This is a genomic window from Streptomyces sp. R-74717 (assembly GCF_047305335.1).
In the GTDB taxonomy this organism is placed as follows: Bacteria; Actinomycetota; Actinomycetes; order Streptomycetales; family Streptomycetaceae; genus Streptomyces; species Streptomyces atratus.
The window spans coordinates 3,163,625-3,175,585 of record NZ_CP102361.1 but is presented as its reverse complement, the minus strand read 5'-3'; the positions used below and the strand labels follow the sequence as shown (position 1 = coordinate 3,175,585).

At 69.8% G+C, this 11,961-nt stretch carries 11 protein-coding genes; all 11 read left to right on the top strand.

From position 1 onward, the window contains the following. The first annotated feature begins 49 nt into the window (after positions 1 to 49). The 11 genes from gatC to NRF20_RS14140 all read left to right on the top strand — a co-directional run bounded on the left by gatC (position 50) and on the right by NRF20_RS14140 (position 11,961). Positions 50 to 346, top strand: a complete 297-nt coding sequence (gatC, locus tag NRF20_RS14190) for an Asp-tRNA(Asn)/Glu-tRNA(Gln) amidotransferase subunit GatC (protein WP_015036350.1) — start codon at positions 50 to 52, stop codon at positions 344 to 346. 5 nt (positions 347 to 351) lie between these two features. Further along, the gene (gene gatA / locus NRF20_RS14185) at positions 352 to 1,854 is read left to right on the top strand and encodes an Asp-tRNA(Asn)/Glu-tRNA(Gln) amidotransferase subunit GatA (RefSeq protein WP_266357687.1); all 1,503 of its coding nucleotides are present in this window, start codon (positions 352 to 354) and stop codon (positions 1,852 to 1,854) included. Next, the gene (locus NRF20_RS14180) at positions 1,851 to 2,090 is read left to right on the top strand and encodes a hypothetical protein (RefSeq protein ID WP_266357685.1); all 240 of its coding nucleotides are present in this window, start codon (positions 1,851 to 1,853) and stop codon (positions 2,088 to 2,090) included. Before gatA ends, NRF20_RS14180 begins: the two co-directional genes overlap by 4 nt. 15 nt (positions 2,091 to 2,105) lie before the next feature. Next, on the top strand, positions 2,106 to 3,614 hold the full coding sequence (gene gatB / locus NRF20_RS14175; protein WP_114246808.1) for an Asp-tRNA(Asn)/Glu-tRNA(Gln) amidotransferase subunit GatB: 1,509 nt from the start codon (positions 2,106 to 2,108) through the stop codon (positions 3,612 to 3,614). A 54-nt stretch (positions 3,615 to 3,668) separates the two neighbouring features. Beyond that, positions 3,669 to 3,806, top strand: a complete 138-nt coding sequence (locus tag NRF20_RS14170; protein ID WP_398630366.1) for a hypothetical protein — start codon at positions 3,669 to 3,671, stop codon at positions 3,804 to 3,806. A 132-nt stretch (positions 3,807 to 3,938) separates the two neighbouring features. After that, positions 3,939 to 6,065, top strand: coding sequence for a phosphocholine-specific phospholipase C (locus NRF20_RS14165; protein ID WP_398630365.1), 2,127 nt, complete (start codon positions 3,939 to 3,941; stop codon positions 6,063 to 6,065). 83 nt (positions 6,066 to 6,148) lie between these two features. Next, the gene (locus NRF20_RS14160) at positions 6,149 to 7,624 is read left to right on the top strand and encodes a hypothetical protein (RefSeq protein WP_413752663.1); all 1,476 of its coding nucleotides are present in this window, start codon (positions 6,149 to 6,151) and stop codon (positions 7,622 to 7,624) included. 185 nt (positions 7,625 to 7,809) lie between these two features. Next, positions 7,810 to 10,056, top strand: coding sequence for an MMPL family transporter (locus NRF20_RS14155; protein WP_413752662.1), 2,247 nt, complete (start codon positions 7,810 to 7,812; stop codon positions 10,054 to 10,056). After that, positions 10,056 to 10,610, top strand: coding sequence for a GNAT family N-acetyltransferase (locus tag NRF20_RS14150; RefSeq protein WP_266357675.1), 555 nt, complete (start codon positions 10,056 to 10,058; stop codon positions 10,608 to 10,610). The genes NRF20_RS14155 and NRF20_RS14150 overlap by 1 nt, the downstream gene beginning before the upstream one ends. A gap of 73 nt (positions 10,611 to 10,683) precedes the next feature. Continuing rightward, positions 10,684 to 11,364 carry a hypothetical protein gene (locus tag NRF20_RS14145; RefSeq protein ID WP_398630362.1) on the top strand — a complete coding sequence of 227 codons (681 nt, stop codon included), beginning with the start codon at positions 10,684 to 10,686 and terminating at the stop codon, positions 11,362 to 11,364. Between the two features lie 411 nt (positions 11,365 to 11,775). Beyond that, entirely contained in the window at positions 11,776 to 11,961 is a 186-nt protein-coding gene (locus NRF20_RS14140) for a hypothetical protein (RefSeq protein WP_398630361.1), read from the top strand.

The window sequence follows — 11,961 nt, the reverse complement described above, 5'->3', positions numbered from 1 at the left end:
CACCATAGGATTGGGCCAAAACCACACACCAACCCCTGAGGATCGCTGCATGCCTGGCATCACGCGCGAGGAGGTCGCCCACCTCGCCCGGCTGGCGCGTCTGGAGCTGAAGGGCGAAGAGCTCGATCACTTCGCCGGACAGCTCGACGACATCATCGGCGCGGTCGCCCGCGTCTCCGAGGTCGCCGACCAAGACGTACCGCCGACCTCCCACCCGCTGCCGCTGACCAACGTCATGCGCGCGGACGAGGTCCGTCCGTCGCTCACCCCCGAGCAGGCGCTTTCCGGCGCCCCGGCCCAGGAGCAGCAGCGTTTCAAGGTGCCGCAGATCCTGGGGGAGGACTAAAAGTCATGACGGACAACAGCACCATCATCAAGCTCACCGCCGCCGAGATCGCCGCGAAGATCGCCTCCGGCGAGCTCACCGCCGTCGAGGTCACCGAGGCCCACCTGGCCCGGATCGACGCGGTCGACGAGAAGGTCCACGCCTTCCTGCACATCGACCGCGAGGGCGCGCTCGCGCAGGCCCGTGCCGTCGACGCGAAGAAGGCGGCCGGTGAGAAGCTCGGCCCGCTGGCCGGTGTCCCGCTCGCGCTGAAGGACATCTTCACCACCGAGGGCATGCCGACCACCGTCGGCTCCAAGATCCTCGAAGGCTGGATCCCGCCGTACGACGCGACCCTCACCAAGAAGCTGAAGGCCGCCGACGTCGTCATCCTCGGCAAGACCAACATGGACGAGTTCGCCATGGGGTCCTCCACCGAGAACAGCGCCTACGGCCCGACCGGCAACCCGTGGGACCTCACCCGTATCCCGGGCGGCTCCGGCGGTGGCTCCTCGGCCGCGCTCGCGTCGTACGAGGCCCCGCTCGCCATCGGCACGGACACCGGCGGATCCATCCGCCAGCCCGCGGCCGTCACCGGCACCGTCGGCGTCAAGCCCACCTACGGCGGCGTCTCCCGCTACGGCATGGTGGCGTTCTCCAGCTCCCTGGACCAGGGCGGGCCCTGCGCCCGTACCGTCCTGGACGCGGCCCTGCTGCACGAGGTGATCGCCGGGCACGACCCGATGGACTCGACGTCCATCGACGCCCCGGTCCCGCCGGTCGTCGAGGCTGCGCGCAGCGGCAGCGTCGACGGCATGCGCGTCGGTGTCGTCAAGCAGTTCGCGGGTGAGGGCTACCAGGCCGGTGTCGTCCAGCGCTTCAACGAGTCGGTCGAGCTGCTGAAGTCGCTCGGTGCCACGATCGTCGAGCTGGACTGCCCGTCGTTCGACCTGGCGCTGTCGGCGTACTACCTGATCGCGCCGTCCGAGTGCTCCTCCAACCTGGCCCGCTTCGACGCCATGCGTTACGGCCTGCGGGTCGGCGACGACGGCACGAGGTCCGCCGAGGACGTCACCGCGCTCACCCGCGAGGCCGGCTTCGGCGACGAGGTCAAGCGCCGCGTCATCCTCGGTACGTACGCCCTCAGTTCCGGCTACTACGACGCGTACTACGGCTCGGCGCAGAAGGTCCGCACCCTCATCACCCAGGACTTCGAGAAGGCCTTCGAGCAGGTGGACGTCATCGTCTCCCCGACGACGCCCACCACCGCCTTCCCGATCGGCGAGCGCGCCGACGACCCGATGGCGATGTACCTCGCGGACCTGTGCACCATTCCGACCAACCTCGCCGGCAACTCCGCCATGTCGCTGCCCTGCGGCCTGGCCCCGGAGGACGGCCTGCCGGTCGGACTGCAGATCATCGCCCCCGCCATGAAGGACGACCGGCTGTACAAGGTCGGAGCCGCCGTCGAGGCCGCCTTCGTGGAAAAGTGGGGCCACCCGCTGCTGGAGGAGGCTCCGTCGCTGTGAGCGCACTGACCAAGGCCAAGGGCTTCAAGAAGTCCAAGACCGGTACGTACCTGTCCATCGGCACCACCGCTTTCGGGGCGCTCGGCGTCATCAAGCAGGCCAAGAAGGCCCGCTTCGAACACGACACGCTCCGACTGATCGACGCCGTTGTCTCCGCCGCCGCCATCGCCACTGGTGTCGCCCTGCTGCTGCGCGAACTCAAGCGCATCGGCGATGACGACGTACTGCTGGGCTGAGAGGGAAGTTTCACCGTGACTGTCACTGACCTGGTGTCGTACGAGGACGCGCTCGCGTCCTACGACCCCGTCATGGGCCTGGAGGTCCATGTCGAGCTCGGCACCAAGACCAAGATGTTCTGCGGCTGCTCGACCGAGCTCAAGCAGGACGCCAACTCCCAGACCTGCCCGGTCTGTCTCGGCCTGCCCGGCGCACTGCCGGTCGTCAACGAGATCGGCGTCGAGTCCGCCATCAAGATCGGCCTCGCGCTGAACTGCGAGATCGCCGAGTGGTGCCGCTTCGCCCGGAAGAACTACTTCTATCCGGACATGCCGAAGAACTTCCAGACCTCCCAGTACGACGAGCCGATCGCCTACAACGGCTATCTGGACGTCCAACTGGAGGACGGGGAGATCTTCCGGGTACAGATCGAGCGTGCCCACATGGAGGAGGACACCGGCAAGTCGACCCACGTCGGCGGTGCCACCGGCCGTATCCAAGGCGCGTCCCACTCACTGCTCGACTACAACCGTGCGGGCATCCCGCTCATCGAGATCGTCACCAAGCCGATCGAGGGCGCGGGCGCACGCGCACCCGAGGTCGCCAAGGCGTACGTCGCCGAGCTCCGCGAGCTCATCAAGGCGCTCGGTGTGTCGGAGGCCCGGATGGAGATGGGCCAGATGCGCTGCGACGTCAACCTGTCGCTGCGCCCCAACGGCACCGAGACGTTCGGCACGCGCTCCGAGACGAAGAACGTGAACTCGCTGCGTTCCGTCGAGCGCGCGGCCCGCTTCGAGATCCAGCGCCACGCCGCGGTGCTGAGCTCGGGCGGCACGATCGTGCAGGAGACCCGGCACTTCCACGAGGAGGACGGCTCGACCACGGCCGGCCGCATCAAGGACAACGCCGAGGACTACCGCTACTTCCCCGAGCCCGACCTGGTGCCGGTCGCCCCGGCCCGGGAGTGGGTCGAGGAGCTCCGGGGCGGCCTCCCCGAGCTGCCGCGGCTGCGCCGCAACCGGCTGAAGGAGGAGTGGGGTGTCTCCGAGCACGACATGCAGTCCATCCTCAACGCCGGTGCGGTCGACCTGATCGTCGCCACGACCGACGCGGGCGCCCCCTCGGACCAGGCACGCAAGTGGTGGATGGGCGAGCTGGCCCGTAACGCCAACGAGACCGGCCGCGGCCTCGACGAGCTGCCGATCACCCCGGTGCAGGTCGCCAGGGTGGCCGAGCTCGTCACCGCGGGCGACCTCAACGACAAGCTGGCTCGCCAGGTCATCGAGGGCGTCCTCGCGGGCGAGGGCGACCCTGACACCGTCGTCGAGAAGCGCGGCCTGAAGGTCGTCTCCGACGAGGGCGCGCTGGGCACGGCCGTGGACGAGGCGATCGCCGCCAACGCGGCCATCGCGGACAAGATCCGTGGCGGCAAGGTCGCGGCGGCGGGCGCGCTCGTCGGCGCGGTCATGAAGGCCACCCGCGGCCAGGCGGACGCGGCCCGCGTGCGTGAGCTGATCCTGGAGAAGCTCGGCGTCGAGGGCTGATCCCGTCCCCCTGAGTGGGCGGTTTCCGTACGTCCCTGAAGGGGCGGTGCACCTGTGAGCCGGGTGCACCGCCCCTTCACCCATGCGCCCGACCTCGGCCACTTCACCCGCCTCGGGCTGCTGACCGTACCGGCGACGCCGGCCGTGTCGACGGTCGCGCTGTGGGGTGCGCTGCAGCTGATCGGGGTGTGACCGGATGCGGGGCGCGGTTGGACTTTCCCGGCCGGCCTATTGGACGTTCACCACCGAGCCGCACGAAATCCTTCCCGGCGCCACCTGGCTTGATTAGTTTCCGGGTTGAACGACAGGACTCGGGAGGCTCACTTGACCACGGACATTTCACGGCGACGGCTCTTCGCGCTCGGCGGCGGTGCACTCGGCGTCGCGGCTGCGGGGTCGCTGCTTCCGCCGTCGCTGCAGGCCGCGATTGCCGCGCAGCCGGCACATTCGGCGGGGTCCGGTGGCGGTGACGGGCTCGGAGCCATCAAGCATGTGGTGATCCTGATGCAGGAGAATCGTTCCTTCGACCATTACTTCGGGACGCTCCGGGGAGTACGCGGCTTCGGCGACCGCAACGCCGTCGAACTGCCCTCCGGCAAGCCGGTCTTCGAGCAGCCCGCTCCGCTGGGCACCTCTGTGCTGCCGTTCCCGGTGCGGGACGCCGCCGAGGCGCAGAAGAAGGACCTCCAGTACATCGGCGCGCTCGACCACTCCTGGAGCGGTGGCGGCAAGGCATGGGCCGGGGGGTGGATGAACGGCTGGGTGACCGCGAAGACGGCTGCCACCATGGCGTACTACGACCGCCGTGACATCCCGCTGCACTACGAACTGGCCGACACCTTCACGGTCTGCGACGCCTACCACTCCTCCATCCACACCTCGACCAGCCCCAACCGCAACCACCTGTGGAGTGGCAAGACGGGCAACGAGGCGAACGGCAAGCGGGCCGTCAGCAACGACGCGTACGACGAGGGCACGCACCCCGGGTACGACTGGGACACGTACGCGGAGCGGCTGGAGAAGGCCGGGCGCAGCTGGCGTACGTACACCGAGTGGGAGAACTTCACCGACAACCAGATCGAGTTCTTCGCCACCTTCAAGGCGATCGCCCGCAAGGCGCTGGCGAAGACCGGCGGCCATACGTACATGGAGTCGTTCTACTCTGCGGTACGGGACGCGGACGCCACGGAGCGGGAGCGGCTGTTCGGTCTGCTCGAAGAGGGTGTCGCCACCCTGGACAAGGCCGAACGCAGCCTCTTCGAGCGTGCGTTGCGCCGGGTGGAGACCGGAACGCTGGCCGATGAGTTCGCCAAGGACGTGGCGGCGGGCACGCTGCCCGAGGTCTCCTACCTGGTGCCGTCGGCCGTCGACTCCGAGCACCCGAGTGTCTCCTCGCCGATCCACAGCGCGACGATCGTCTACAAGGTCCTGGACGCGCTGGGCAAGCACCCCGATGTGTGGCGGCACACCGCCGTCCTCATCAACTACGACGAGAACGACGGCTTCTTCGACCACGTGCCGCCGCCGGTCGCGCCGCCCGAGGTGACCGAGGAGCGATGGGAGGGCAAGCCCACCGGTCTCGGGATTCGGGTGCCGCTGCTCGTCGTGTCGCCGTGGACCGTGGGCGGCTACGTCTGCTCCGAGGTCTTCGATCACACCTCCGTGATCCGGTTCCTGGAGCGCTGGACCGGCGTGAAGGAACCGAACATCAGCGACTGGCGGCGCACCGTCACCGGCGATCTGACCTCGGCCTTCGACTTCAAGCATGCGCGGCGCCGGCCCGAGGTGGAGCAGCCCGGCGCCATCCCGCCGTTCAGCGGACGCTGGGCGCCGAAGCCGCCGCTCGTGCAGCACATGCCCGTACAGGAGCCCGGGGCCCGCCCGGCCCGCGCGCTGCCGTACCAGCCGGACGCCCAGGCCAAGCTGGTGGACGGGGCGGTGCAGGTGGCCCTCAGCAACACGGGGCGCTCGTCCGCGCACTTCGCGCTGTATCCGTACGCGGGGGAGTTCCCCGCACCGCAGCACCGGGATGTAAGGGGCACGGCGCAATGGACGGTGCCCCTTACCGGTGCGGCGTACCGGTTCACGGTGACGGGGCCGAACGGCTTCCGGCGCGAGTTCGCCGGGCCCGCGAAGGACGGCGTTTCGGCCGGGGCCGAGGTCGCCTCGCGGGTCGACGCGCATGAGCGGGATCTGCATCTCACCCTGCGCAACACGGGACGGACGACACTGACCTTCACCGTACGGCCGCTGGGCTACGTCGACGAGGCGGACCTGCGGGACTGGACCAGGACCGTCAAGGTCAAGCCGGGACGCAGCCGTACGGTCGTGCACTCGGCGGCCGACGCACACGGCTGGTACGACCTGTCCGTCACCGTCGACGGGGACGATGTCTTCCGGCGACGCCTGATGGGGCACATCGAGAACGGCCGGGCGAGCGTCTCCGGCTGACGGGCCGCCCGGCGGGCCGCCATTACGTACGGGAGTTCGGCGCCCACCGGAACCGCCGCGGCGCGGCCGGCGTTTCCTTGATCATGAATGGACTGATCGAGAAATGGGCCGGAGTCACGGCGGGCGCCGCCCCCGAGGAGGCGGACCCCGTCGTCCTGGAGTGCGCCCGCCTGCTCGCCGCCGAACCGGATGGCGAGCAGGCGGTCCTGCTGACCTTCGGGCTGGTGAACATGGCGCGGTACGTCCTCGGGCGACGCGGCGCCCCCGTCGAGCGGTCCGTGGTGGACGCGCTCGGCGCCGCCGCCGAGGCCATGGACGAGCAGTATCTTCAGGCCGGCGGTTGCGGGCACGCGGCTCATCCGTACACCGGGAGCCTGGAGGAGTGGGACACGGACGCGGACGCGCTGCTCGACGCGCCGGACGTCCAGGTTCCGCTCGCTGCGTGGGACAGGGCCGAGGCCTGCCCCCGCAACGCCGCCGGATGGGCGCGGACAGCCGCCGATGTGGTCCTGCCGGGCAGCACGGAGGGCATCCCCGAGATCATCCCGGAGAGCCACCGGAGCAACATCAGCAGCCTGGGCAGTGTGCTCAACGACTATCCGAACGGCGATCCGTTCTGGGACCTGGAGGTCCACGCCACACCGCCCAGCAGTCTCTCCCGGGCCGCACTCGCCGGCTATGTCGTCGTCGCCCACGCGAACTGCTGGTACGCGGGGTCGGGCCGGATCAGACAGCGGTCGCTGCTCGACGACATGATCGAGGGCCTGGAGTCCGTACTGCCGCTGCTGCCGGACGAGACGTGCGCGCACGAGGACGGCGAGCACCCGGCACTGAACTCCGGCAGCGACCAGCAGGCAGCCGAGGGCATCCACCTGCAGAGCCCCGGCGGCCGGACCGTCCTGCGCGAGGAACACGAGGACGGATACGGGGCCTCGCTGGAGGCGTGGACCTGCACCACCTTCCTGCGCGCCCTCGCCGTCGAGGCCCGCGACCATCTGCGCGAAGCGGTCGACACCCTCTTCGGCACCCGGGAGACGGCACATCTGAACCCGGTGTACCTGCGCCCCGACGGCCGGCTCGACATCAAACCGCTGAGCGAGCGGCATGTCCCGTTCAAGGACGAGACAGCCTCCGAGGAGGCGGCGCTCTGGGCGGCCCGGCGGTACGAGCAGCTCGGCCCCGACGGACCCGCGCTCGACCGGACCGTCCTGCTGCTCCTGATGGGCACGGCGGCCGATTCCCTGGAGCTGTCGTACGGAATCGCCCGCGAGATCCTCGGCATCCTCCGTACCGCTGCCGCCACCCTGCCCGGCGGCGCATGCGCCCACGCGGACGGCCATGCGCCCGGCCATGAGCGCACGTCCGACCGCTTGGCCCGCATCGCGCACCTCTACGCCCCCGACGCGTGCCCCGCCCCCGGCCCGGACTCCGGCCAGGGCTTCGTGAGCGAGGTGCTGACCTGCCCCGTCCATCTGGCGGAGGCCGTGGCGAAGGGCATCGCGGAGATCGAGGAACAGTTCGAGGAAGAACTGGAGGCGGAGGAACGACGGGCCGAGTGAGGTGGCCGGAGGGCGTTGTGGCTCGGGGGCCACAGTAATTCCTGTGGCCCTTGTGAGTAAGGCCACGAAAGCGACAAAGGATCACCATCGGCTGCCAGAGTGGCGGTTCTCAGGTCATGTGTTCTTTGCGGGTAATTCATGTTTTGTCCCGGTGAAGATCCACGAACCCTCAGGGAGCACGTCCGTTGGCCGCCATTGCCCGCTGGTGCATCAGGCACCGCCTCGTCGCCGTCCTCATCTGGTTCTTCGCTCTCGGCGGCGCAGCCACCGCGGCGGGCTTCGCGGGTTCTGCCTACTCCAACGACTACGACGTGCCCGGTACGGAGTCCGGCCGGGCCGCCGAGCTCCTCAAGAGTGGTTTCACGGACCTCGGCGGTGACACGGACACCATTGTCTGGCACACCACCGACTCCACCGTGCGGGCCGCCGATGTCCGGCAGACGATGACCCGGACCCTGCACGCGGTCGAGGAACTGCCCGGTGTCGGCGCCGTCACCGGGCCGTACGGGGCGTCCGGCGCCGGTCGGATCAGCGAGGACGGACACATCGCCTACGCCACGGTCACCTTCGACCAGCAGTCCGACGACATCCCGGTGCAGCAGGCCCGGGCGGTCGTCGACACAGCGAAGGCTGCCGCCGGCGACCATCTCCAGGTGGAACTGGGCGGCCCGGCCGTCGCCCTCACCGAGGCGCCGTCCGTCCACTTCAGCGAGGCCATCGGGGTCGTCGTCGCAGCGGTCGTCCTGTTCCTCGCCTTCGGCTCGCTCGCCGCCAGCATGCTGCCCATCGCCACTGCTCTCGTCTCCGTCGGCACGGCGTACGCGGGCATCGTGCTGCTGGGCCATGTGATGACCGTCGCCGACTTCGCCCCCATGCTGGGCATGCTGATAGGGCTCGGCGTCGGCATCGACTACGCGCTGTTCATCGTCACCCGGCACCGCAGAGGACTGCGCAGAGGCATGACCGTCGCCGAGGCGGCGCAGAACGCCGTCGCGACGACCGGGCGGGCCGTCGTCTTCGCCGGAGCCACCGTCTGTACAGCGCTGCTCGGCATGCTGATCCTGCGGCTCGGGTTCCTCAACGGTGTGGCGATCGCCGCCTCGCTCACCGTCGTCCTGACCGTGGCCGCCTCCGTGACCCTGCTGCCCGCACTGCTGTCCTTCATCGGCATGCGGGCGCTGAGCCGGCGCGAGCGCAGAAGGCTCGCCGAGCGCGGGCCGCAGCCCGAACTGCCCACCGGCTTCGCCGCCCGCTGGTCCGCGTTCGTCGAACGCCACCCCAAGCTGCTCGGGGCGTGCGCCGCCGTGGTGATGCTGGTCCTCGCGCTGCCCACGTTCTCCCTGCATCTGGGCACGTCCGACCAGGGCAACAACCCCTCCTCGTCGACCACCCGTCAGGCGTACGGCCTGCTGGCCGACGGATTCGGACCGGGCGTCAACGGCCCGCTGACGATCGCCGCACAGCTCGACGGCGCGGACGACCGGCTGGCGATGGACGGCCTGCCGGACGTCCTGCGAGCCACCGACGGCGTGGCCTCGGTGGGCCCGGTCACGTACAACAACAGCGGCAGTGCGGCCTTCATCTCCGTTGTGCCGAAGTCGTCACCGCAGTCGCAGGAGACCAGCGCGCTCGTCGGCCGGCTGCGTACGGACGTCCTCCCGCAGGCCGAGGCGAACACCTCGCTCCGGGCCCATGTGGGCGGTGTGACGGCCGGCTACGACGACTTCGCCCGGATCATCATCGGCAAGCTCCCGCTCTTCATCGGCGTCGTCATAGGGCTCGGCTGTCTGCTCCTGCTGCTGGCCTTCCGGTCGATCGGCATTCCGCTGAAGGCCGCCGCGATGAATGTGGCGGCCGTCGCCTCCTCGTTCGGAGTCGTTGTCGCGATCTTCCAGTGGGGGTGGGGGAGCGAGCTGCTGGGGCTGGGCAGCTCGGGGCCCATCGAACCGTTCCTGCCGGTCATCATGGTGTCCGTACTCTTCGGGCTCTCCATGGACTACCAGGTGTTCCTGGTCGGGCGGATGCACGAGGAGTGGCTGGAGACCGGTGACAACCGGCGGGCGGTGCGGGTCGGCCTCGCCGAGACCAGCCGCGTGATCAACTCCGCGGCCGTGATCATGATTTCGGTCTTCCTCGCCTTCGTCCTCAGCGGGGACCGGGTCATCGCCATGTTCGGAATCGCGCTCGCCGCGGCGGTCGCGCTCGATGCCTTCGTTCTCCGTACGCTGCTGGTCCCCGCCCTGATGCATCTGCTGGGCGGAGCGAACTGGTGGCTGCCGCGCTGGCTGGACCGGCGGCTGCCGCGGATCAGCATCGAGCCTCCGGAGTGCCGCGCGCCGCATGGGAAAATCCCGAAGGCAGCGAAACCGGTGGAACCGGTGGAAACTGCGCAGGCAGTGCAAGCGGTGGAAGCGATTCGAGAAGGAGCATGATGTTCGCGATATCCCTGGGCGACGACGGAGCGGAACTGCGTCCGCTGGAGATCTGGCAGGCGGCGGAGTTCCTCGCCCATATGGACCGGGCCCGCGAGATCGTCGACCCCTGGATCCCCTTCGCCTCGTTCGCCACCGACCTGGACTCGGCGCGCGCCCTGCTCCGGCGGTACGCGGAGAAGCAGGCGGCCGACACGGGGCGCCTCTACGGCATCTGGCTGGACGGCACGCTCGTCGGCGGTGTCCTGTTCCGGATCTTCGACACGGAATCCGGGAACTGCGAGGTCGGCTGCTGGCTGGAGCCGGCGGGGGAGGGGCGTGGCCTGGTCACCCGGGCGGTACGGAAGCTGATCGACTGGGCGGTGTACGAGCGCGGCATGCACCGCGTGGAGTGGGACGCGTCCGCCGCGAACACCCGAAGCATCGCCGTGGCCAAGCGGCTCGGTATGACACGCGACGGGGTGCTGCGCGAGAACTACCTGTACCGCGGCGAGCGGCACGACTCGGAGATCTGGTCCGTACTGGCCCGGGAGTGGCGCGCGCAGAAGGCCTGAGGCCGGGGCAGGGGGGACCGGCCGGCGACGGGCGTTAAGAAGGTTCTCATACGGGCCGCCTAGCGTGCGGGACATGAACCCCGGAACTCCCAAGAACCCCACCACTCCCACTGGCCCCGCCGCTCCCGCTGTTCTCGACGCCGAGGAGACCGTGGCCGGGGAGAACACCGCCAAGGACGCGGCGTACAGCCTCGACAAGGGGGCGGCCGAAGCCGAGGGAGAGCCCACGGTGGCCGACGACGCCGGGGCGGGCTCCGCCCCGGACCCCGCCCAGGACGATCCGGATGCCGCCTTCAAGGACTCCGATGACGACTCCGACTTCACGGACCCCGACTTCGACGACTCCGGCAAGGAGTCGTCCGGACTCGCATCGGCCGCTGCGGCCGTGGCCGCCGCCGGTCTCGGTGTCGTCGCGCTGAGCGGGTCCTGGACCGGCAAGGTCGCCGCCGAGCGCGAGACCCTGATCGGGCAGATCAAGACCTCGAGCGGTGGCACCGCGGCCCAGCAGATCTCGGAGATCTACGGCGACGCCTGGCACTCCACCGCGCTGGTCAACGGCCTCTTCGCACTGCTCGCCCTGCTGGTCGGCGTCTTCGCCCTGGTCCGCCCTGCCTTCGGCGCACCCTCCCCGCATCCACAGCCCGGCTGGGTGCGTGCCGTCGCGACCGCCGGCATCGCGCTCGGTGTCCTCGGCTTGGTGATCTCCGCCGGCATGTACTTCGACCTCATCTTCGCTCTGCCGACCGCCCAGTGAGTACGTACCGCCCTACGGCCGTCTAGGACCGACCGGCAAATGGGGGGCGGCGTCGCGGGGCTGGGCACGCGCATCTGCCGCGTTGTCGTCAATCACCATGGCTCCTTCCCCAAGCTCTCGGCTGCGCTCGAGCAGGGGAGACCCCATCTGTCTCAATCCTCCGCCTTGCAGCTGCACGCACCCAGCCCCGCTCCTTCTCCCACCCCCCATTTGCCGGTCGGTCTAAGGCATCCACCCGGGCGGCCCGGCCCGGGTGCGGCAGTGCCCGCACCCGGCTAAGGCCCCCCACCCCGCGAAGATGCGGAACTCGCCCGATGCGGCGACACCCCCTGGGAGACGACAGTGGGGGCACGGCAGAAGCACTGCCGCCCCCCCAGGCCCCAACGGGCCGTCGTCCTCAGGGAGAAGCACATGTACATGCTCGAACTCCACAAGCTGAACGCGATCGAACTGCGGCGCCGTGCCGAGCAGGAGCGGCTTGCCGGGGAGGTCCGTCGGGCCCGCCGCGCCGTCCGCAGGGCTGCCCGTGAATCCGTACGCAAGGAGGCCGAGGGGCCGGTGAGTACGGACCGGAACTGGTTCGTCCACGCCGCGTAG

Excerpts from the sequence above, each read along its gene's own strand:
- gatC (WP_015036350.1), top strand. The coding sequence starts at position 50 with ATGCCTGGCATCACGCGCGAGGAGGTCGCCCACCTCGCCCGGCTGGCG.
- gatA (WP_266357687.1), top strand. The coding sequence starts at position 352 with ATGACGGACAACAGCACCATCATCAAGCTCACCGCCGCCGAGATCGCC.
- NRF20_RS14160 (WP_413752663.1), top strand. The coding sequence starts at position 6,149 with ATGAATGGACTGATCGAGAAATGGGCCGGAGTCACGGCGGGCGCCGCC.
- NRF20_RS14150 (WP_266357675.1), top strand. The coding sequence starts at position 10,056 with ATGTTCGCGATATCCCTGGGCGACGACGGAGCGGAACTGCGTCCGCTG.
- NRF20_RS14145 (WP_398630362.1), top strand. The coding sequence starts at position 10,684 with ATGAACCCCGGAACTCCCAAGAACCCCACCACTCCCACTGGCCCCGCC.
- NRF20_RS14140 (WP_398630361.1), top strand. The coding sequence starts at position 11,776 with ATGTACATGCTCGAACTCCACAAGCTGAACGCGATCGAACTGCGGCGC.